General features: G+C 64.8%; 15 protein-coding genes and 1 tRNA gene. 4 read left to right on the forward strand and 12 right to left on the reverse strand.

Annotated elements, in window-relative coordinates:
* Nucleotides 1-43: 43 nt before the first annotated feature.
* Nucleotides 44-1,489 (reverse strand): hypothetical protein, encoded by a 1,446-nt coding sequence (locus MJD61_18935; GenBank protein ID MCG8557339.1) that lies wholly within the window; start codon nucleotides 1,487-1,489, stop codon nucleotides 44-46.
* Between the two features lie 444 nt (nucleotides 1,490-1,933).
* Between MJD61_18935 and MJD61_18940 the strand changes: the two genes are divergently transcribed.
* Nucleotides 1,934-2,746 carry a segregation/condensation protein A gene (locus MJD61_18940; protein ID MCG8557340.1) on the forward strand — a complete coding sequence of 271 codons (813 nt, stop codon included), beginning with the start codon at nucleotides 1,934-1,936 and terminating at the stop codon, nucleotides 2,744-2,746.
* A 2-nt stretch (nucleotides 2,747-2,748) separates the two neighbouring features.
* Nucleotides 2,749-3,729: an SMC-Scp complex subunit ScpB gene (gene scpB, locus MJD61_18945; protein MCG8557341.1), complete on the forward strand. Its 981-nt coding sequence runs from the start codon at nucleotides 2,749-2,751 to the stop codon at nucleotides 3,727-3,729.
* Here the strand turns inward: scpB and MJD61_18950 are convergent.
* The 4 genes from MJD61_18950 to MJD61_18965 form a co-directional block, all read right to left on the reverse strand.
* Entirely contained in the window at nucleotides 3,726-6,635 is a 2,910-nt protein-coding gene (locus MJD61_18950; protein ID MCG8557342.1) for a DEAD/DEAH box helicase, read from the reverse strand. The genes scpB and MJD61_18950 overlap by 4 nt on opposite strands.
* Nucleotides 6,636-6,686: 51 nt before the next feature.
* Nucleotides 6,687-7,142, reverse strand: coding sequence for a hypothetical protein (locus tag MJD61_18955; GenBank protein MCG8557343.1), 456 nt, complete (start codon nucleotides 7,140-7,142; stop codon nucleotides 6,687-6,689).
* Nucleotides 7,143-7,212: 70 nt separating this feature from the next.
* Nucleotides 7,213-7,941 carry a site-2 protease family protein gene (locus MJD61_18960; GenBank protein MCG8557344.1) on the reverse strand — a complete coding sequence of 243 codons (729 nt, stop codon included), beginning with the start codon at nucleotides 7,939-7,941 and terminating at the stop codon, nucleotides 7,213-7,215.
* Nucleotides 7,942-9,438: an aldehyde dehydrogenase family protein gene (locus MJD61_18965; protein MCG8557345.1), complete on the reverse strand. Its 1,497-nt coding sequence runs from the start codon at nucleotides 9,436-9,438 to the stop codon at nucleotides 7,942-7,944.
* A 352-nt stretch (nucleotides 9,439-9,790) separates the two neighbouring features.
* Here MJD61_18965 and MJD61_18970 point away from each other — a divergent pair, with 352 nt between their 5' ends.
* On the forward strand, nucleotides 9,791-10,111 hold the full coding sequence (locus tag MJD61_18970) for a hypothetical protein (GenBank protein ID MCG8557346.1): 321 nt from the start codon (nucleotides 9,791-9,793) through the stop codon (nucleotides 10,109-10,111).
* 461 nt (nucleotides 10,112-10,572) lie between these two features.
* On the opposite strand, the gene MJD61_18975 is transcribed toward MJD61_18970, so the two are convergent.
* The 7 genes from MJD61_18975 to MJD61_19005 all read right to left on the reverse strand — a co-directional run bounded on the left by MJD61_18975 (nucleotide 10,573) and on the right by MJD61_19005 (nucleotide 20,547).
* Nucleotides 10,573-10,851, reverse strand: a complete 279-nt coding sequence (locus MJD61_18975; GenBank protein ID MCG8557347.1) for a hypothetical protein — start codon at nucleotides 10,849-10,851, stop codon at nucleotides 10,573-10,575.
* A 961-nt stretch (nucleotides 10,852-11,812) separates the two neighbouring features.
* Nucleotides 11,813-11,884, reverse strand: a tRNA-Val gene (locus MJD61_18980).
* A 495-nt stretch (nucleotides 11,885-12,379) separates the two neighbouring features.
* Nucleotides 12,380-15,115 (reverse strand): endopeptidase La, encoded by a 2,736-nt coding sequence (gene lon, locus MJD61_18985; protein MCG8557348.1) that lies wholly within the window; start codon nucleotides 15,113-15,115, stop codon nucleotides 12,380-12,382.
* Between the two features lie 55 nt (nucleotides 15,116-15,170).
* Complete coding sequence (gene clpX, locus MJD61_18990; GenBank protein ID MCG8557349.1) at nucleotides 15,171-16,424, reverse strand: ATP-dependent Clp protease ATP-binding subunit ClpX; 1,254 nt, start codon at nucleotides 16,422-16,424, stop codon at nucleotides 15,171-15,173.
* A 133-nt stretch (nucleotides 16,425-16,557) separates the two neighbouring features.
* Nucleotides 16,558-17,187, reverse strand: coding sequence for an ATP-dependent Clp protease proteolytic subunit (locus MJD61_18995; protein ID MCG8557350.1), 630 nt, complete (start codon nucleotides 17,185-17,187; stop codon nucleotides 16,558-16,560).
* 1 nt (nucleotide 17,188) lies between these two features.
* Nucleotides 17,189-18,559 (reverse strand): trigger factor, encoded by a 1,371-nt coding sequence (gene tig, locus MJD61_19000; protein MCG8557351.1) that lies wholly within the window; start codon nucleotides 18,557-18,559, stop codon nucleotides 17,189-17,191.
* Nucleotides 18,560-18,861: 302 nt separating this feature from the next.
* The gene (locus MJD61_19005; GenBank protein MCG8557352.1) at nucleotides 18,862-20,547 is read right to left on the reverse strand and encodes a ribonuclease J; all 1,686 of its coding nucleotides are present in this window, start codon (nucleotides 20,545-20,547) and stop codon (nucleotides 18,862-18,864) included.
* A gap of 128 nt (nucleotides 20,548-20,675) precedes the next feature.
* Between MJD61_19005 and MJD61_19010 the strand changes: the two genes are divergently transcribed.
* Nucleotides 20,676-21,617, forward strand: a 942-nt coding sequence (locus MJD61_19010) for a hypothetical protein (GenBank protein MCG8557353.1), incomplete at its 3' end; no start/stop codon positions are given.

The raw sequence follows: 21,617 nt of genomic DNA on the forward strand, positions 1-21,617 counted from the left end.
CGACGCCAGCATAGCTGTGTACCGCGCCCTTCACCCTTACCCTTCAGGGAACCAACAGTGTGACGGGGCCTCGCTTTGGAACGATGTGGAAGGCAGAGGTCACGAGCGTGCCCGCGGGGGCGTTGGCCATGAAGGATAGCGAAGCGCTGCGCGGCGGCCTGCCCACCTTGGCCGCCAGCGTCTCGAAGTCGAAGCGGCGTCTTCCGTCCACCCTAATGCGCTCGATTTGGATGCTCGTCTGCGCCTTGCGCAGAGAGAAGCGGCCCAGGCGCAGGCGAAGGCCCAGCGCGCTCTCGGGTAGCTCTTTGATCTCTTTGCCCCAGACGACGCGTACAGGGACGCCGGCCAGAGCGCCGTCCTTGGTGCGCCCCATCAGTCGTAGATCGGTGCCTCCGGCACGCCTGAGTGAAAGCAGGACTCTGGCCAGCACATGGGCCTTGAGCGATCCGACTACGCTGACGCCTACGGTCAACGTGCTCTCTGACAGACTTGGCCGCAATGCTCGTTCGACTTCGGCAATGGGACCGATCCAAGGCTTGAAATCGCGGGGCAGACGTACCACTCGGCGTGCGGGCAGCCGTGGTTGTCCAGGGGCACTAAACAGGATCGTGCCATCGTCGCCAAGGCGGGCGCTTGGTGCAAAACCGTAGCTCAGCTCCTTGGCCGACACTCGGACCAACACGTCGCCACGCACCGGCTCGGTTCGACCGAACGCGGAAGCAGTCAGCGCTTCCGGGCTGGCGTTTATCGGAACTTCAAGACTTCGCAACCGAGCGCTGGCGTTTTCGATCTCCCGTGCCAGCGCCCTGCCGAGTGGGTCGCCTTGTGAGGTCGCACGCTTCACCCTGCGCAGTGCACGGTCAGCCTCCTGAAGGAAAGCCAGTGTGCGCCGTGACGGCGCGTCCAAGCCAGCGTACGGGGGTGCGCATGACCGCTGCTCCGGGCACGGGTCCGGAGCAGCGGACGCGAGCGACTGCAGCGTTGCGTCCTTTGTCACCACACTATGAGCCAGGAGCAAGTCGCGCCGCGGGCCGCGCGGGTGAAAGAACGCCGCCTCCTGGCCGGTGAGCAGGCTAAGCACGGGCCGAGCCTCCTGCACGGATACCCGGTAGACCCCCCGATCTACCTCGTCGAGCTCCTGCTGGAGCTTGGGCAGCAACTGCTGCGGCGAGACTGCAAACACAGCGGCGAGCTTCGCTTCGAGCTCACTATCCGAGCGGACGCGAGCCGCCACGAGCATGTCGATCGTAGCCACCGCGCGGATATAGCGCGCCTCCAGCAACGCTCGTTGCGGCGCATCGCCAACGAGGAATTCGCTGAGCTCCTGGAGCATGCCGACCGTGCGATCGCCCTGCAGATCGTAGCGAGCGAGACCCACACGGGCCCGCTCGAGCACCGGGCCATTCGCGCTGGCCACAGCGACGAGCAGCTGCGTCGCGAGCACCGCAAGCGCGCAGGGAACACAGCCTCGGCTCTGGATCGATGGCATGGGTGACTGATCCGTATCCCCGATAGGGCAACGACACTGCGCCCGAGTAATGTAGTGCCACTGTGTGTCCGTCGGGACACGACCGAGGAGTGCACGACCCCCACCAGAAACGACCCCCACGAGAAACGGGCGATCACCCCGCTTGTAGGCTCCCAACCGCCGCAACCGGCGTCTGACTGGTTTTTTCCGCTCGTGCTGTGCGATCTGCGCTCTTTTTTTGGTACCCTCGGGAGGCTGCGGCTAATAGTGTCCTGTGTCTCTGATCCCGTACATGATTCGATGGCCCTTGATCGCGCCAGTATCGCTCGCCGACCGTTCAGCTACCCGCTTGCGTATTGATATTGATACAGAAGCTAGGCTAGCGGTATCGGACCGGCCGAAATTGCTGGTCCGCGGCTTTCTTGGGGCTAGCTGGTTACTCCGTCCTGAGAGGAAGGCCTCTCGATGCAGCCCCTGAGCTCGCTGGATGACCGCGCGTTGCGGATCGAGCTTCCTTCGTTCGAGGGCCCGCTCGATCTGCTGCTGCATCTGATCCGTAAACACGAGCTCGACATTCTGGACCTGCCGATCGCTTTCGTGACCGAGCGCTACCTCGATTACCTCGGGCTCATGCGCGAGCTCAATCTCGACGTGGCGAGCGAGTATCTGCTCATGGCGGCTACGCTCGCGCACATCAAGTCCAGGATGCTGCTGCCGGTGTCCCCCGCGGATCAGCAGGACGACGAGTCCCCGGACGACGAGCAGGACCCGCGCGCAGAGCTGATCCGGCGCCTGCTCGAATACCAGAAGTACAAGGCGGCGGCACAGCAGCTGGGCTCAAGACCCATCAGCGGACGCGACGTGTTCGCCCGTTGCGATCGAGCTTCCGAATTCCGTGGTGCCGCCAGGCTGGCCGAGGTCGATGTGTTTGTGCTTCTAGACGCCTTCGAGCGCGTGGCCAAACGTGCCAGCGGCAGGCTTGCCCTCGAGGTGACGCCGGAGCGCATCAGCCTTCAAGAGCGCATGACGCAGCTGACCGACCTGATTCGGGAACGCGGTCGTTGCGAGTTCGACAAGCTTTTCGAAGGGATCGCCGGACGTTACGATATCGTGGTGTCGTTTCTTGCGGTCCTGGAAATGGTCCGCCTGCACCTGCTACGTGTCTACCAATCGGGGATTGGAGCGACCCTGTACGTGCAGAGCGCCCTGCTTGCCGGGATAGCTGAAGCCGAGGAGACCTCCGGTTCGGTGATCGACCTTGAAACCAACAGGGGTTGAGCATGGCACAGCAAGCACACCAAGGCCGGCGATCCACCGGACCCGACATGCCGGCGGCAAGGACGCCAAGCGAACAGGAAGCCACACCGGATGGGTCAACGTCGCCGGGCGCCCCACCCGCACACGACCCGACGCTGGCCAGGATGCCTGACTCCCCACCAGACGCGGCGATTGAGCGAAAAAGCGAGGACGATCCGGGCGAGGCCGACGAGCCGCGGGTCGCAACGACGTCAGAAGTGGTGGAGCTCAAGCGAGGCAGATGTCTCCAGCGCGCTGGCGCTTCACCGGATGGCGACGATGCAGAGCCGAAGGGGGGGATGCGCTCGTCCGGCGTGTCGGCCTCGCAGGCACACGCCGAGCCCCGCGCGGCAGCAGGGGCCGAGCCAGGGACAGATCCGGCCGACGCCGCCCAGCAACATCTCAGGCGCGTGATCGAGAGCTTGCTTTTCGTGGCCGAGGGACCTGTCACACCACGCCAGCTGGCGCGGGCGACGCAGGCGAGCACAGCCGAGGTGAAGCAACAGCTGCAGCAGCTGGTCGCGGACTACACGGATCGCGGCGTCGTGCTTGCCGAACTAGCTGGCGGCTACCAGTTCCGTACGGCGGCTGCGAGCGCGCCTTTTGTACGGGATTTCGTGGCGCTCAAGCCAGTCCGGCTCACGCGGGCTCAGCTCGAGACGCTGGCAATCGTGGCGTACCGCCAGCCTGTTACTCGTCCTGAGATCGAGGAGCTCAGAGGCGTCGACTCGGGCTCGGCCCTCAAAGTGCTGCTGGAGCGCGGTCTGCTCAAGATGCTCGGCCGCAAGGACGAACCAGGCCGTCCCATGCTGTACGGCAACAGCCCGAGGTTCTTGGAGTTCTTCGGGCTGCGTAGCCTGAAGGATCTCCCCACGCTCAAGGAGTTCAGTGAGCTGACCGAGGACAGCCGAGCGCTTTACCATCGCAAGATGGGTGAGCCGGCCGACCCGGGCCCTCAGGCTTAGGGCCCGTCCAGCAACGAAAGCAGATCCTCGCGCGTCAGGCCGCTGGCAGCTTGTGCGCCTCCGGTGGCCGCTGCTGCGAGGGCCCGCTTGCGGTCCTGAAGCTCGAGCATGCGCTCTTCAACCGTGTCTTGTGCAATCAACCGGTGCACGAACACGGGCTTGGTCTGCCCTATCCGGTGGGCCCGGTCGGCTGCCTGATCCTCGGCTGCGGGATTCCACCAGGGATCGAGCAAGAACACGTGGTCGGCGGCAGTCAGGTTCAGTCCGGTCCCGCCAGCCTTGAGCGAGGCGAGCAGCAGCGGTGGACCCGCATCCGCTTGAAACTGGTCGATCACCGCAGCGCGGTCGCGGGTGGAGCCATCGAGACGGCAGAAGCCCATCCGGACGGCGTGCAGCTGAGGCTCGACCAGGTCGAGCAAGGAAGTCCACTGCGAAAAGACCAGCGCCTTGTGGCCGCCTCCCAGTGCCGCCTCCAGGGTCTCCATCAGGAGGTCCATTTTCGCCGAGGAAGTCGCCTGCTGCCCGGGCAGCAGGGCGCTATGGCAAGCGCTCTGGCGCAAGCGCAACAGGGCCTCGAGGGCAGCCATCACGTTGCCGCCCGCTTGCAGCTGTTCGAGCACCTGAGCCCGCGTGGTAGCTGAGACCGCGTCGTACAGGCTTCGCTCCCGGTCGCTGAGCGAACAGCGCAGCACCAGGTCGGTGCGTGGTGGCAGCTCGCGTGCGACCTCTCGTTTGAGCCGGCGCATGAAGAACGGTGCGATGCGCGCTTGAAGCCTGCTGGTTGCCTGCGCAGCGCCCGCCAGAATGGGCCGGACGTAGGTGTCTTGAAAGTGCTGGCGTCCCCCCAACAGGCCCCGATTGATGAAGTGAAACTGGCTCCAAAGCTCTTCGAGCCGGTTTTCGACGGGCGTGCCCGAGAGTGTGATTCGGAACCGTGAAGGTAGCTCGAACGCGGCCCGCGCCACCTGGCTGTCCGGGTTCTTGATGTACTGCGCTTCATCGAGCACGACCGTGTCCCACTGAACGGTCTTGAGCTGCTCGCTGTCCAGCCTTAGCAGGGCATAGGTCGTGAAAGTCAGATCGCGCTCGCCGTCGAGCTCGCGGTTGGGCCCATGGTAGGTATTGAGCGTGAGCGAGGGGCGGAAGCGGCGTGCTTCCTTGGCCCAGTTGTGGATCACGCTGGCGGGGCACACCACCAACGTGGGCCGGCGCACCACGCAAAGCGCCTGAAGCGTCTTGCCGAGCCCCATGTCGTCGGCCAGCATCGCGCCGAGCTCGGCCCTCGACAGGAAGGCCAACCAGTCGACCCCGCGGCGCTGGTATTCACGGAGATTCGCTGTCAGGTCGTCAGGTAGGATGGCCCCGGGCAAGGAGGAAAAGCCCTCGAGCAAGCTCGCAAGGCCCGCGAAGTCGGGCGGTGCCGGGTGCTCCAGCGCCTCACAAAGCTCGAGGCAGTCCGCGAACGCTGCTCGGGGTAGCTCGCCCTGCGTGTCCCGCGCCGCGAGCAGGTCGGCCACCAGATGCCCATATCGGGCGAGCCAGTCAGCAGGTAAGGGTGCCCAGCCCCCGTCCAGCAGTGGGACCAGTGGCTCCTGTGCCAGCCAGGCGCGCACGACTGCTTCGGGACTGGCAGCTCGGGAGATGCCATGCTCCTCGCTCACGAACGACAGATCGAAGCCTTGCCCCGACGCGTCGAGCCTGGGTTCGAGCTTGGCGCCGACCCTGCAGCTTTCGAGGCCCCTGCCCGAGATCTCGCCGTCCTGCCAATTTCGCAGGCGCTCGCCAAACTGAACGGCTTGGTAGCCGCTCAGACGCAGCGTCTTGCCCAGCTGCAGATCGAGATCGCGTGCGAGCGAGCCTGCGAGGCGCTCCTCTTGCACCTCGTCCCGCAGCGGCAGCGGGCCGCCCAGGTAGTGCAGGCGGCCTGCATCGAGGCGCGCCGAGGGCGGATCACCGTAAACCAGTGTGGGCAGCACGCTCAGCGCACCATCCTCGAACTCGGCGTTCAACACGATGCGTGGAGGCATGGCCTTTGCTTTGGGAAGCACGCTGCTGCGCACGACGACGGGTACTCGCTCCTTTAGCGCAGGCAGCACGCGCCCCACCAGGTCCGCCACCTGATCGTGGGCGAACTGGCGACCCGCGCGCAGCTGCTCGATATCGCTGCGCGATACTTCCGCTTCGCTGATCGCGGCCAGCTCATCGCCGCGCAGGACCGCGCCGTTATCGAAGATCTCGGTAATTGCGGGATCCTGCTCCGCCTTAACCAAGAACCCCGCTTGGCAATCGTCCACTGCTACCCGGAGCACCGGTTGCGGCTCGCAGATGCGAAGTGGGCGATCGTCAAGCAGCACGTCGCTGCATTGCGCCAACGCTGCAAGCGTCCGCTGCATGCTGGGTCGCGGGACCGTCGCCGCAAGAGCCCCGCTCATGGCGAGCTCCACCTCGAAATCCGCCTGACACGTCGCCACGGCATCGCCCCTGTCCTGCCTGCGCGCGGTGGTCAAGCGTGTGACGAGCGGTTTGAGACGCTCACCGCGGGCTACGAGGCGTTTGAGCAACAGCGCCCTGCCTTTTCGCTCGAGCCGGTAGGCCATCTTGGCAGCCGGGGCGGTCCAGGCCGTGGGGTCCTTGCCTTCGGTCAGCGCCTTGGCCAGCGCCATGGCAGCCGCAGCAACGTGGACACACACGGGCTCGAGGCTCGGGCACTCGCAGGACCAGTCCTGGTGCTTCGGCGACAGCACGACCACGGGCGACATCATGCCGGCTCGCGTGGAGACCCGCAGCTCGAGCTCGTCGTTATGCGTGGTGCGGCCGCTCAGGCTGCCCGACCGGCTGACGCTGTGGGCCCGCTTCCATACCGCGGGCGTGCACTCGTGCTCGATGGCAGCGAGAAGCGCCTTCACGCGGCGTGCCTTAGGCCATGGTGGCCGTGCTGGCAAGGGCCGAAACCAGCCTCAGTTGGGCAACGAGCGCTTCTTGCTTGAACGCCCCCACACGGCATCCCAGTTCTGGCGATACAAGCCGCTCGTGACCATGGCCGGGCCGCTTCGGCTTCTCTCGGCGAGCCGGCCGCGATCCGGCATGCGACCTTCCAGCTCGCGATTGCGCACCGCCCGTCGATCCCGCGCTGGCCGCGGTTCAGCCGCAAGCTCGGCTGGCCGGCCAGGTTGCTGCGCCGGCTCACGGCTGGCCGCGGGAACCTCGACCTTCACGTCGCACAGCAGCGGAAACTCCTGCCGTGGCCGCAGGCTAATGACCTCACCCGAGATCGCCTTGCCCTGGTTCAGCGGCCTTACCTGCCCGGCTTCCAAGGTGTTGTTGCGGCTCCTGAGCACCCGCAAGCCCTTGCCGTCCGGCGTGACGCCGTGCACCAAGACGACGTCACGGTCCTGCTTTGGGGAATCCGTCACTATCTGGCACCATAGCCACTGGCGCCCCCTTGGCAACGGTGAGCCTGGCGGGCCTTGGAGCGCGCTCTCCCTAGGAGTAGCCGACGTCGGGATGCACCAGAGCCAGCACCGCGGCGAAGGCCGGACCCTGGATCAGGCTGAACAGCTTCCAGGCCACGAGCAGGCCCAGGAACTGTAGGGCCGTGTTTTGGCTGAGCTTTTCGTACAGCCGCCGAGCCGGTCCGGGCGCTAGCCCTTCCACCACGCCGGCCCCATCGAGCGGCGGCAGAGGCAGCAGATTGAACAGGCCCAGCATGACGTTCAGGTTGAGCATGATCGACAGCGCCATGCCAAGTGGCTGCAGGAGGCTGGGCGAATCTTGGGCAGTGCTCACGAGCCTGGCGAAACCCGCGGACGGCGGTGGAACGAACCATTCCAGCGCCAGCGCCAGCCTCAAGAGGCCGAGGGCCAGCACGGCGAGCACGAAGTTGGCGCCGGGACCGGCCAGCGACATGAGGGCTTGGCGTCTCGGATGGGCGCGGGCCCAGCGTGGATCGTAGGGCGCCGAGGCCCAGCCCATCATCCAGCCTGCCAGGAAGAAGCTGATCAGCGGCATCAGGACCATCCCGAACGGCTCTCGCCTGACATGAGGGATGGGGTCGAGGCTCACCTGGCCGCCGTGGTATGCGGTGCGGTCGCCTCCCATGTAGGCCACAAGCGCGTGGCCATACTCGTGGAAGGTCAGCGAAAACAGGAAGACAACGAACCAGATGCCGAAGTTCGCGATCGTTGTCAGGACGTTGTCTCCCAGGGCGCTCATCTAGCCAAACTCGATGCCCTGGGCCAGGGGCAGCTTGCTCGAGTAGTTGATGGTATTCGTGCCCCTGCGCATATAGCTCTTCCAGGAGTCCGACCCCGCCTCGCGTCCACCCCCCGTGGCCTTCTCACCGCCAAAGGCGCCTCCGATTTCGGCGCCGCTCGGGCCGATGTTGACGTTCGCGATGCCGCAGTCGCTACCTTCGGCAGAGAGGAACAGCTCGGCTTCGCGTACGTCCCGCGTGAAGATGCACGACGACAGGCCTTGACTCACTCCGTTATGCATCTCCATGGCCTCGTCCCATTCGCGGTAGGTCATGACGTAGAGAATGGGCGCGAAGGTCTCCTCTTTGACGATCTCCGTCTGGGCTGGCATTTCCACCAGCGCTGGGCGCACGTAGTACGCATCCGGGAATCGGTCAGCCAGCACGCGCTCACCACCGCTGACCTTGCCGCCGTCGCGTCGAGCCAGGGCCAGTGCCTGCTGCATGGTGTGAAAGGCGCTGCCGTCGATGAGCGGGCCCACCAGCGTCTCCGTTTCCAGCGGTGAGCCCACCACCGCGGAGGCGTAGGCGGTCTTGAGCCGCGCAACCAAATCCTCTTGCACGCTTTCGTGCACAATCAGCCTGCGCAGGCTCGTGCAGCGCTGGCCTGCGGTTCCCAGCGCGGAAAAGACGATCGCCCTCACCGCCAAGTCAAGGTCCGCCGAGGGCGCTGCGATCATGGCGTTATTGCCTCCAAGCTCCAGCAGGCAGCGGCCAAAACGCCGTGCGACTCGAGGCGCGACCGCCGCACCCATGCGACAGCTCCCCGTTGCGCTGACGAGTGGGATCGCCTCGTGGTCGACCAGGACTGCCCCGAGCTCCGCCGTGCCGATCAGAACCTGGGACAGATGGTCGGGTGCCAGCTCGAATCGCTGCAGCGCCTTACCGAAGATCTGCTGGCAGGCCAGCGCGCACAGCGGCGTCTTTTCCGAGGGCTTCCAGATAACCGGGTCGCCGCACACGATAGCAAGGGCAAAATTCCACGACCACACGGCCACCGGAAAGTTGAAAGCGCTGATGACCGCGACCGGCCCCAGGGGGTGCCAGGTCTCGAGCATCCGGTGTTCGGGACGTTCCGACGCCAGGGTGAGCCCGTAGAGCTGGCGCGAGAGGCCCACGGAGAAGTCGCAGATGTCGATCATCTCCTGCACTTCGCCGAGCCCCTCCTGTAGGATCTTGCCGGATTCGAGCGTCACGAGACGTCCCAGCAGCGGCTTTGCAGCGCGTAGCTCCTGTCCAAACAGCCGAACCAGCTCCCCACGGACGGGCGCGGGCACCCGTCGCCAGTCCCGGAACGCCTCCTGGGCTTGCTCGACGGCAGCATGAACCTCGGCGGGTCGCGAACTAGGCAGCGCGGCGAGCTGCCGGCCGTCCACTGGTGAACGGACGGACAGGTCGCCATTGCTTCGAGCTCCAGGGGGGATGCCCAGGGAGCCGACTAGTGCTTCAAGTTCCATGTCGTTGGTCCTCTGTTAGGGCCCGCGGAAGAATACTCATCCATCTCACCGGTTCCGACCACCGCTGGCTATGTTGCGCCTTGCCAACGGTGCCCGGCCCTCGGCGATACAGACGAGTTATTCTTCCGCGGGCCCTTAGGGGCTGGTCCGGAGAGTGCGGTCTTGCGGGAAGCGGGCCGCTTCCATGATCGCGTGGCTACATGGTCCTCCCGTGTGTGCAGCTCACGAGCTGCTCGCGCGCAGAATGCCCCAATTGGGCCATGACGTCGACGCGGCAATCGCCGTTCTTTCCTTCCTGGCTCCGGGTTGGCCGTGTCTTTCCGACGCTGCCCGGCCAGATGTAGTTGGCTCCGTGAACAGCAGCAGTGCCCCAGCGTCCTTGCCGACCGAATGCCGAAAGCGACGCTCGCTGGTGCATCGACTGGCCGGGGTCCGCGAGGCCCTGCGCGTGGCCGTACGGGCCGATGGCGTATGTCTCGAGGTGCTTGTCGCTGCGGTGGACGCGCTCGAGCATACGCTCAGTCAGCTCGGACACTCGCGCGCGGAGGAGCTCACAGAAGCGATGCGCCGCACCTGCCACCGTCTCGTGTATGCTCGAAGGAGCGAGATCGAGCCCCTCGTGAAGTCAATCGCCAGGCAATGCGACGGCTTGGAGCACCCCGGTAGACGGTGACGGTGCGCACGCCGGGCCGGCACGGGTCGTCGGGGTTGTCTTTCATCTGGGCTTCGTCTACTGAGGTCCAGGACGGGAGCAACCGGACAGCTGGAGACCAACGTGCTGTTTTTGCCCTACGTGAAGCCGGCGACCTGCGGCGGTCAGAGGGCGGGTCGCACGGCCCGGCCGGGACCGGTGCTCGCGTCCGCGGGCTCGTTGTTGGGAGGCGCCGCCCGGCTCTGCGGGTCCTTGGTGCTGGCTCTTGCTTCAGGCTGCGGTGCCACTGCCGGTCAACTCAAGTCCCATGCCGCAGTGGACCTGCACTGTCCCAAGAATCAGATCCAGGCAGCCGCCATTGACAGTCGCACGAGCGTCGCATGGGGATGTGGACGCAGGGGCACCTACATCTCCCATTGCGGGGGCGGCTCTTCTTGCACCTGGATTCTCAATTCTGTCGATCGGTATTCTGACCCGACCCCTTAGAAGCTCAGCGTCATGGCGGCCGCGGCTCCACGTGGCGTCACGCCGACCCCGGCCTGAAGGCCTCGCCGGGGCTCGCTGTGTCCCTTGCCACGGCCGATCAAGTAGAGCACGACCCCCGTGCCGAGCGCCGGGATGCCGGGCTTCCAGACTACACGCTTGATCATCGCCACCGTCTTTGCGCGCCCACTGGAATCTGGTCTCTTTTCGGTGCCGTGCTCGGCGTCGTCGGCAACGCGCAGCGGTTCATGACCCTGTGCGACGTCCGCGACCGCCATGGCGTCCGCAACAGCCGCAGCGTCTCCGGCTCCCGCAACGTGGCGGACTGGCGGAGTACAGCTGACGCTACCGTGCTGCTTGGTGCATCGCTGACCCTGGCGTCGGGTCGAAATAGCATCAACGCTTCGATTTCGATCCATCCCGTCCGGCGGTGTTGCACTGCTTTCGAATACAGGGACTATTCGCGCGACGGCGCGCCTTGCTGGCCGGGCGCCTCGAAGCCGACCTGGCGATGTTATTGTAGCCGCTACTTCCACCCCATGCCTTAGCCACGCACGCCTGTCTACATCGTCCGGCTTGCGTTCAGGGGCTGGGCTTCTCGGAGCGAGCGCGGCTCGCGCCGACGTCGGCTTCTCGTCAACACGCGTCGCTACTGGGTCTGGGGCTTTGGCACCCACGCGGCCGCCGGTGTCGGTCGATCGCTTCACTTCAGACGCAGGCGTCGGGGCACGGTGTGTCGCACCCTGGGCCTGACTCTCCTGCCCGGAGGCTTGCTCCGGGGCGCCGAACTGAACCGCCGGCACCAAGGCGGCCAAGACCCAAGAACGGAAGGCAGCGTTCTGCAGGCATCCAGGCTCATACGCTTCGACTACGCTTGCACCGAACGCCATGCCTGCAAACTCCGCAGCACGATCATCGTAGCATGCTCCGGGCGCGCTCGCGACCGCACTCCGGCAACGCGCCCGGGCCGGAGCGGTTATTCGCGGAGCCTCCTTACAGGTATGGCGGATCGCCCGCTTCCCAATCCTCCACGCGGAGGCCTGCGATGGGTGTGAACTCGTCTTACGAGAAGCTCGTGAACAGGGCCAGCTTCCCAGGACACAGTCGAGGCACCGGACGCATAGTCCATGTCGAGGATGCCGAAACGAAGACGCGGCCGCCTGCGCGGGCGAATCGGCCGATCGAGCCGGAGGCTGGTGACCGACGCGAGCCAGCCTCGGGTTGAGCGTCCTGGGGGGGTGGGCGGGCGCGGGCTCGAACCGCGGACCCACGGCTTGTAAGGCCGTTGCTCTACCACTGAGCTACCCGCCCTAAGGGCCCGCGGAAGAATAACTCATCCATTTCGCCGGTTCTGACCACCGCTGGCTATGTTGCTCCTCCTCGAAGTATCCCCAATACTCCTCGTCGTCGCGCCTCGCCAGCGGCGCCCAGTCCTCACCGAAACACACGAGTTATTCTTCCGCGGGCCCTAAGTGAGTCAAGTCAATGAGCGGAGCCAAGAGCGCCTGTAGCAGCAGCATAGCTGACTGCACCGGCTTCCGGCCGAGGGCGCACGGATACCACGTCCCCACGGGGGCACGCCAGGTCGGCCCGTACGAGGTCGTAGTCCGACTCCATGAACAGGTCGTGCCATTCCCATTCCGACAGAATAGGCGCCAGCGATTTGAGGATCGGAACGACGCGCGCGTCATCGTCCTTCAGGGGCCCGAGGAGTCGCCCGAGCAGTACGCACGACTGCGGTTGAAATCGGCTGGCCGGGGTCGAAATCGGCTGGCCGCGGTTGAAATCGGCCGCAGCAGGGCTCGTCTACTGCCGGGCGCCCGGGGCGTCGACGGTAGGCGCAGGTACATCCCGGTCGCCATCGACCGCGTCGGGGGGCTTGTCTGCTACGAGCTTGCCGTTTCGATACTCCAGGGGCCGGACGCGTTGCCCGAACAGCTCATCCGGATTGCTCAGGCACAGCCCCTCGCACAAGACCTCGTCCATGTGCTCCACAAGCACGATTCGGGTGGCGCCGAGCACGCGTCTGGGTATCTCCCTCAGGTCCTTGCGGTTGTCCCGGGGGATGACGACCGTGGTGATGCCTGCACGGTGCGCGGCGAGCAGCTTTTCCTTCAAGCCGCCGATGGGCATGACTCGGCCTCGCAAGGTGATCTCGCCGGTCATCGCCAGATTTCGGTGCACCGGAATCCGCATCAGCGCGCTAGCGATGCTCGTCGCCATGGTGATGCCAGCGCTGGGGCCGTCTTTGGGCACGAACTCGGGGAAGTGCACGTGGAAGTCGTTCTGCTGATAGAAGTCTTCCTCCAGGCCCAACAGCTTCTGCCGTGAGCGGATATAGCTCATGGCCGCCTGGGCGGACTCCTGCATCCCTTTTTCGAGCAGGCCCGTGATGGCCAGCTTGCCCTTGCCCGGAACCACGGCGACCTCGCATTCGAGGATCGCACCGCCAAAGTGCGTGTAGGCCAACCCGTTCGTCAGGCCCACCTCGTCCTTGTCGCTGGGCTTGTCAGGCCGGAACTTGGGCACGCCCAGGTATTTGGGAATCGTCTTGGCGACGATCCGGTACCTGGGTCGCTCGGGCTTGTCGAGGCTGCCCTTGTCACCGCCACCTTGGTCGGGACCGCTCCGTTCGGCTTTGGCGTTATCGGTTGCGGCTCGATCCGAAGCGGGCTTGTCGGCCTTGGCCTTGTCGCGTTTGCCCTTGCCGGCATCGGGCTCTTCGGATCCACGCGGTCTATCGTGCCCGTTTCGCCGACTCGCTTCAGTGGATCCGCTTGAGCCGTCCGTGTCCGGCCGGGCGCTGGTTGAGCCCGGGCGTTTGCCGCCGTCCTTGAGCACTTCCCGCGCCACCTTGCGACAAATCGATCCGAGCTCGCGTTCCAGATTCCTTACGCCGCTCTCCTTGGTGTAGTGGTGGATCACCGTTCGAATGGCGTTTTCCGTGATTTCGAGGTCGACATCCTTCAGCCCGGCCGCCTCCTTCTGGCGCGGCACGAGATAGCGCACGGCGATGTTGAGCTTCTCGAATTCGGTGTAACCACTGAGATCGATGATCTCCATGCGATCCTGCAAGGGCAGCGGGATGCCTTGGAGCGTGTTCGCGGTGGTCACGAACATCACATCGGACAGGTCGTAGTCGAGATCGAGATAGTGATCGTTGAAGCCATGGTTCTGTTCCGGATCCAGAACCTCGAGCAACGCCGATGCAGGATCACCTCGAAAATCAGACGACATCTTGTCGACTTCATCGAGTAGAAAAACAGGATTGTTATGGCCGGACTTGCGGAGCGACTGGATGATACGTCCCGGCAGGGCACCTATGTACGTTCGACGGTGCCCCCGGATCTCGGCCTCGTCTCGGACTCCACCGAGCGACAGGCGCACGAAGTCTCTTCCGGTGGCACGCGCGATCGATCTGGCTAGCGAGGTCTTGCCCACGCCCGGCGGTCCCACCAGGCACAGCACGGGGCCGCGAACCTTCTTCACCAATGCGTGCACGGCCAGGTGCTCGAGGATGCGCTCCTTGACCTTCTGCAATCCGTAGTGGTCCTCGTCGAGAATACAATCCGCCTTGTCGACGTCGTGGTTCTCTTCGCTCTTCTCGTACCAGGGCAAGGCCAGGATCCAGTCGATGTAATTGCGAACTACGGTCGCTTCAGCGCTCATCGGCTGCATCATCTTGAGCTTCTTCAGCTCCTTGGACACCTTGATCTCGGCTTCCTTGCTGAGCTTCTTCTTGGCGACCTTGTCCTCGAGCTCGTGCAGCTCGCTCTTGAACTCGTCGCGCTCGCCGAGCTTCTTCTGGATCGCCTGCATCTGTTCGTTCAGGTAGTACTCTTTTTGACTGCGCTCCATCTGCTTCTTGACGCGCGTCCGGATCTTCCTTTCAACCTGGAGAATCTCGATCTCCGCAGTCATGAGCTCGTAGAGACGACTGAGCCTTCGCGCCGGATCCACGGTTTCCAGGATGGCCTGCTTGTCTGCAAGCTTGATGGACGTCAGGTGCACCACGATGGTGTCGGCGAGGCGGGCCGGGTTATCGATAGCCTGCGCAGACACCAGCGTCTCAGGCGGAATGCGCTTGTTGAGCTTGACATAGGACTCGAAGGTGGTCTGCACTGAACGCGTCAGTGCCTGAAGCTCGAGGTTGCTGTCGAAACGTTCGACGATCGGGATCAGCTCACAGAGGAAGAAGTCGTCGTTGGGAATGAACCGCTCGATGCGCGCGCGCCTCTTGCCTTCGACCAGGACCTTCACGGTGCCATCGGGCAGGCGCAACAGTTGAATGATGGCTCCTACCGTGCCCATGTAGAAGATGTCGTCGGGGGAAGGGTCGTTCGTCTTTGCCTTCTTCTGCGCGGCAAGGAGGATCTCCTTGTCGTGGCTCATGGCTTCTTCGAGCGCGTTGATGGAGCGTTCGCGTCCAACGAACAGCGGCACGACCATATGGGGGAAGACAATGATGTCTCGCAGCGGCAGCAGCGGCAGGATTCGCGTCGCCTGGCGGTCGCCGTAGTCGTCGTTGCGATTGAAGAACATGGCCTATTGCTCGAAATCGGCGACGGGATTGGGCTCGAGGCGACTCATGCTTCCTTCACGCGAGCTCAGCCTCTTTCTCGTATCCGATGAGCGGTTTCTCGCCCTTGAGGATCACCTCCTCGTTGACGAGCACCTCCTTGATGCCCTTGTTGGATGGGACGTCGTACATGATGTCCAGCATCGCGGATTCGAGAATCGCGCGCAGGCCGCGCGCACCGGCGCGGCGCTTGAGGGCCTCGCTTGCGACCGCCCGAAGCGCTCCCTTCGCGAACTTGAGCTTCACGCCATCCATCTCGAGCAGCTTCTGGAATTGCTTCACAAGGGCGTTGCGTGGCTTGGTCAGAATATCGATTAGCGCGTCGTCGTTCAGCTCGTGCAGCGTCGCGATGACCGGCAAGCGACCGATGAACTCAGGAATCAGCCCGATGCGCAGCAGGTCTTCAGGCTGGACCTGCTCCAGCAGCTCGCCCACGCGCTTCTCCTTCCTGGAGGAGACCTCCGCGCCGAACCCCAGCGTTTTCTGGCCGATACGACGCTCGATCACCTGCTCCAAGCCGACGAAAGCTCCACCGCAGATGAACAGGATGTTGGTCGTGTCGACCTGAAGAAAGTCCTGCTGGGGGTGCTTGCGGCCTCCCTTGGGAGGGACGTTGGCGATGGTACCTTCGATGATCTTCAGCAAGGCCTGCTGCACACCTTCGCCGCTGACGTCTCGCGTAATGGAGGGGTTGTCACCCTTGCGCGCGACCTTGTCGATTTCGTCGATGTAAACGATTCCTCGCTGGGCCCTCTCAACGTCGTGATCGGCGTTCTGTAGCAGCTGCACGATGATGTTCTCGACGTCCTCGCCCACGTAGCCGGCTTCGGTCAAAGTCGTCGCATCGGCGATTGCAAAGGGGACATTCAGAATGCGAGCCAGCGTCTGCGCCAGAAGGGTCTTGCCGGAACCGGTTGGGCCCAACAACAGGATGTTGGACTTCTGCAGCTCGACGTCATCGGTGGCTATGCGGGAGTCGATCCGTTTGTAGTGGTTGTGCACCGCAACCGACAGGATCTTCTTGGCACGCTCTTGGCCGATCACATACTCATCAAGGACCCCCTTGATCTCCGCCGGCTTCGGTAGGGGTCCTCCGCTCGACAGGGAGTCGTCGCGTTCGACTTCCTCGGCGATAATGTCGTTGCACAGGCCGATGCACTCGTCGCAGATGTAGACGGTGGGACCGGCTATCAGCTTCTTGACCTCCTTCTGCGACTTTCCGCAGAAGGAGCATTGAAGGTTCGTTGTCCCGTCATCTCGCCGCTTGTCCACGTCGACCTGCTCACCACCTACATCTGCTTCGCCGGCATTCTATTCGCCGCCTCACCGATCAGGCTACCAAGTGCCCGGAGTCCCAGCAAGGAAACGCCAGGGTGTCCAAATATGTCTGGTATTCGCGTATCCCCTACTTTTCCTTTTTATCCGATCCGCTCCTCGGCTGAATCATGCTGTCGATGATTCCGTACTCCACGGCCTCCTGGGCCGAAAGATAACGGTCGCGCTCGGTGTCGCTGCGCACCTTGTCCGCCGGCTGCCCCGTGTGGTGCTCCATGATCCGGTTGAGGCGCTCGCGCAGGAACAGGATCTCCTTGGCGTGGATTTCGATGTCGCTCGCCTGCCCCCGTACCCCGCCAAGCGGCTGGTGGATCATGATGCGGCTGTTGGGCAGTGCGCGCCGGGAGCCCTTGGCGCCCGCGGCGACCAGCCAGGCGGCCATGGATGCAGCCTGCCCGAGGCATACCGTGGCGACCGGGCAGCGCACGTACTGCATGGTGTCGTAGATGGCCAGCCCGGCTGTGATAGTCCCGCCGGGACTGTTGATGTACAGGGTGATCTCCTTGTCGGGATCCTCGCCTTCCAGGAAGAGCATCTGACCAATTATTAGATTCGCTGCGGTGTCTTCGATTTCCCAGCCCAGGAACACAATACGGTCCTTGAGTAGCCGGCTGAAGACGTCCGACTGCCGCTCGCCACGGTGCGTGGTCTCGACGACGGTCGGATTCGGAATGTACAGTCTGTTCGCTTCGAACCCCATCTCAGCCTGCCTCCTTGCCTGAGTCGTCCGTTGACGGTTCAACGCCTGCTGCCTCCGTGTCTCGCGCCTCGCCGGGCTGACCCGTCTGCCCGGGGTCATGTCCGGGCTCGGCCTCCCTGATGGTAGCCCGCGACAGCAGATACTCAAGTAGCCTGTCTTCGAGGAGCTCGCTGCGCAGGGTGTCCCTGCGCTCACCCTGGTAGTCGGCCTTGACCTTGGCCACGTGCTTGCCCGTCTGTTCGGCGATCTGCTCGAGCTTCGTGTCCACCTCCGCCTCGGTCACGTCCAGGTTTTCACGTCGCGCGAGCTCCCCCAGCAGGATGGCCGCCCTCACCTTGCTTTCGGCGCGTGCGGCCAGCCCGTCGGGCAGCGGCTCGTCGGCCGCTCGCTGCTCGCCGAGGCTCTGGCGCAGCAACTTGAGCCGCCGCTGGATGGACTGCTGTTCCTGTTGCACCAAGGTGGGCGGGACAGGGATCGGGTTGCTCTGGACGAGGGCGTCCACGACCTGCTCGCGTAAACCCGAGGCCGAACGAGATTCGGCCAGCAACTCCAGGCGCTTGCGGATGTCTGCCCGCAGCTCGGCCAGGGTCTCGAAGTCGCAATCGCGCGCGAACTCATCGTCGATGTCAGGCAGAACCCGCTCGTGCAGGGCCTTGGCGGTCACGTCGAAGCGAACCTCCTTGCCACGCAGCCGCGCGGCCGGATCGTCGTGGGGAAAGGGGATCGTCAGTGTCCGGATGTCGCCAGGAACGAGTCCTATCAGTCCCGCGGTGAATTCGGGTCGCACCTGATCCGAGCCAACCTCGATCTGGCGGTCGCTTGCAGCCAGATCGGGTCGCTCCTGCCCATCGACCACAACGGTGTAATCGACCGTGACCAGGTCGCCCAACACGGCCGGCCGAGCCGGCTCGGGGACCACCAGGTCAGCCTGGTGGCGCTGAAGCTGCTTGATGCGCTCCTCGATCTGATCCTCGGAGACCGGTTCGACCTTTCGCTGAATCGTCAAGGATGACGTGTCGATGTCCTCGATTGTAGGCCGCACCTCCAGCTTCGCGCTGAACATCAGCGGATCGCCTTGACGAATGGTCGGGGTCTCGATCTCCGGCAAGGCCACGGGGTGCAGCTCGTGTTCGCGCACGGCAACCTCCAGCCCCTCCCGGACGAGGCTCGCCGTCACCTTGCGTTTGACCTGCTTGCCAAGCACGTTGCGCACGACGCTGCGAGGCGTCTTGCCTTGCCTGAAGCCCTTGATCCGGGCCGAGCGTTGCAGCTCCGAGAACGCACTGTCCAGATCGTGCCGTATCCGCTCCCAGGGGACCTCGATCTGGAGCTCCACCAACACCGGGCTGATACGGGTTGCTTCAGAGTGCATATACGGCTTTCTTCACGCTTGAGATTGCTACCTGCACTACCATCGATCGCTGCGTCCCGCATCCCTCGCCACGCTGGCAAGGCAACGGGACCGAACCCGCCGCCCTACCGACGCGGAGCTTCGGTGCGGCGTGCTGCTTGCAGAGTGCGCGGCCTTGCGCCAGCCCGAAGAGACGGGCTCAGCGCGCAGGGGCGTAGCTGGGCGATGCGCAGGCCCCTGCGGGTCGCTGCCGCAAGCGATCGCGCACAGGCATGCCCACAGGACGAAGGGGCTGCAGGCGCCGCGAAGCTCGATCGGCGGTCTCATCGGGAGATCAACGTGACCAGGGTTTCGGTCACGGGCGCCCAGCCCAGGCGCTGTCGCACAAGACGGGCGACCGCCTTGGAGACTGCCTGCTCGCACTGCTGGATCTCACGAGCGCCGTTTGCGCTTCCGAGACGCTTCAACGTCGCTCTGATGCACTTGAGCACCTCGTCCTGCAATGCCGCCCCCGAAGGCAGCTCTGGATGCGAAGACGGCTCTGAACGGCCGGGCTCGTCGAGTACCCCTCGCATGAGGATTCGGGGCTCCGCCAGCAAGCCGAGCTCGGGATCCAGCTTCAGCGCGATAACGAGCAGTCCGCGGCCGGCCAGCATGCGCCGGGCGTGCAGAGCCGTCCGGTCGATGGCCACCCCCGCATGCCGGAATACCCGGCCGGCCTCCACGTTTCCGATGGCGCGCAGTCCAGTGGCGTCGAGCTCCACAACCGTGCCGTTTTCGACGACCTGCACCTGATCGACACCCTGACTGCGTGCAAGCTCTGCATGCCGCGACAGGTGATGGAAGGTACCGTGTACCGGCAGGAAGCAGCCCGGATCGATCAGCTGCAGGAGGCGGCGCTGCTCCTCGCGGCAGGCGTGGCCGCTCACGTGCAGCTCAGGATCGCAGCGGCGGTGCAACACGCGCACGCCCTGGCGTTCGAGATCGTCGACGATGCGATGCACTGCGCGTTCGTTGCCGGGAATGACCCGCGACGAAAGAAGAACGTCGTCGCCGGGCTCGAGCGTCAGCTGCGGATGGGTGCCGGCCGCGAGTCGCGCCAGCGCGGCCTGACCTTCGCCCTGGGAGCCGGTAACGATCGCCAACAGTCGGTTGGGGGCTGTGGAGGCCGCCGCTTGGGGAGTAATAAGCAAGGCCTCGCTACGGCGCCCGAGCAGGCCCAGCTCGCTCGCCACGCGCACGTGGTTGTGTAGCGAGCGTCCGAGCAGCAGCACGCCGCGCCCGGTCAGCTCCGCCGCCTCGAACAGCGCCTGGATGCGGTAGATGTTGGAAGCGAACAGCGAGGCGATCACCCGTCCCGTTGCCGCTCGCACGCGTTCGAGCAGTGCGCCAGCCACGGTAGCCTCGCTGCCGGTATGCCCGGCCTCGTCGACATTGGTCGAATCGCTCAGAAGCAGGTCCACGCCCTCACGGCCGAGCTCCCCCAAGCGCGCCGCGTCGAAGTGCTCGCCGTCGGGTGGTGTGGGATCGATCTTGAAATCGCCGCTATGAACGACCAGCGCTTCGGGGGTGCGAATCGCCAGCGCATAAGCGTCGGGAATCGAGTGCGTCACACGAATCGGCTCGACCTCGAAGGGGCCCACCCGTATTCGGGAAGCCGCCTCCATGGGTATCAGCTTGGGCTCGTTGGGCAGCCTGGTTTGTTTCAAACGATCGCGCACCAGGCTCAAGGCGTATCGAGGTCCATACACCGGAACGTCGAAACTCTGCAGCAAGTAGGGTACCGCTCCAATGTGGTCTTCATGCCCGTGGGTGATCACCAATGCCTTGAATCGCGCGTTGCGATCGCGGACCGGCGCGAAGCTCGGGTGAACCACGTCCGCGCCCAGGGCGTCACCCGGAAAGGTGACTCCGCAGTCGATCATCATGCTCGAGCCCGAGTGCTCGAACACCATGCAATTCATCCCTACTTCGCCGAGCCCGCCGAGTGCGAAGAGCCGAACGGCCATCGCGGTCACTTGCTACTGCCGCTGCGCTGAGTCAAGCCGGTTCGCCTACGGTTTGACCGCTCGAACGGCGCCATGCTACCCAGCCCGCGGCGCGGCTCCGGTTTCTGCGGCGCCGAAGGAGTCCATTCATGCGTTTGGCGCCCGTTTCTGTGTTGTGTGCCGCATCGCTGCTATGCGCAGCCGGTCCCGTCGAGGCGCAGCACGCCGGGCAGGAGGACCAGGGTGACTCTGCGAACGCTGCCAACACGCGGTCCAGGACGTCGCGATCGGCACAAGGGTCTCTGCGTCCGTCCGGGGGGGCGTCGTTGTTGCAGGACGATGGCCCGCGGCTGCAGCCCCCACGGGTCGAGCTGCCCGTGCTGGACTCCGAGGCGGAGGCCGATGAGAGCTCACCAGCTGCTCCTCCTGCCCGGCGCGAGTCGCTGGCCGGGCCCGAGCCTCCAGGGACAGAGGCGCAGGCAGCCAGCCCGGCCGGCGCGTCCGAGCCGGCCGGGGTGCCTGCAACAACGCAGTGGACGGCTCCGCAAAGTGTGCTGACGCTGCACGGCTACATGCGCGCTCGCGGGGAGGTGCTCAACACCCTGTGGCTGGGGCGCCATCCCACGCTTCCCGGGGTACCCGATCCGTTCACCCGCTTCAAGCCGCTCGAGCGGCTGCGAGGGCAGGGGCTCGTTGGCGCCGGCCTGTGCAAACCGGATAACAACATCCGCGAAGGCCCCGCCGAGTGCGACGCCGACACCCTGGGATACGCGAACCTGCGGCTTCGTCTTGCCCCCGAGATCCATCTCAGCGAGGACGTTCGCGTCAAGATGATGGTGGACGTTCTGGATAACCTGGTGGCGGGCTCGACCCCCGGCAGCTTCTATGCAGGCCAGGAACCGGCGGTGCTGCCCGCGCTCCGGGATCCCTTTGTGTCCACGGCGCTGCCGCCCGGACCCGGCTTCAACGTGGGTGAGGGTATCGTGGCGAGGCGGGCCTGGGCAGAGGTGCGAAACCGCGATCTTGGAGAGCTGCGCTTCGGGCGCATGCCCAATGCCTGGGGCCTCGGAATGGTGGCGCACGCCGGCAAC

It is taken from the genome of Pseudomonadota bacterium (assembly GCA_022361155.1).
Lineage (GTDB): Bacteria > Myxococcota_A > Polyangia > Polyangiales > JAKSBK01 > JAKSBK01.

Bases quoted from the DNA above. Each gene is read 5' to 3' on its own strand.
- MJD61_18935 (MCG8557339.1), bottom strand. From the start codon at position 1,489: ATGCCATCGATCCAGAGCCGAGGCTGTGTTCCCTGCGCGCTTGCGGTG.
- MJD61_18940 (MCG8557340.1), top strand. From the start codon at position 1,934: ATGCAGCCCCTGAGCTCGCTGGATGACCGCGCGTTGCGGATCGAGCTT.
- scpB (MCG8557341.1), top strand. From the start codon at position 2,749: ATGGCACAGCAAGCACACCAAGGCCGGCGATCCACCGGACCCGACATG.
- MJD61_18960 (MCG8557344.1), bottom strand. From the start codon at position 7,941: ATGAGCGCCCTGGGAGACAACGTCCTGACAACGATCGCGAACTTCGGC.
- MJD61_18965 (MCG8557345.1), bottom strand. From the start codon at position 9,438: ATGGAACTTGAAGCACTAGTCGGCTCCCTGGGCATCCCCCCTGGAGCT.
- MJD61_18975 (MCG8557347.1), bottom strand. From the start codon at position 10,851: ATGGCGGTCGCGGACGTCGCACAGGGTCATGAACCGCTGCGCGTTGCC.
- lon (MCG8557348.1), bottom strand. From the start codon at position 15,115: ATGTTCTTCAATCGCAACGACGACTACGGCGACCGCCAGGCGACGCGA.
- MJD61_18995 (MCG8557350.1), bottom strand. From the start codon at position 17,187: ATGGGGTTCGAAGCGAACAGACTGTACATTCCGAATCCGACCGTCGTC.
- tig (MCG8557351.1), bottom strand. From the start codon at position 18,559: ATGCACTCTGAAGCAACCCGTATCAGCCCGGTGTTGGTGGAGCTCCAG.
- MJD61_19005 (MCG8557352.1), bottom strand. From the start codon at position 20,547: ATGGCCGTTCGGCTCTTCGCACTCGGCGGGCTCGGCGAAGTAGGGATG.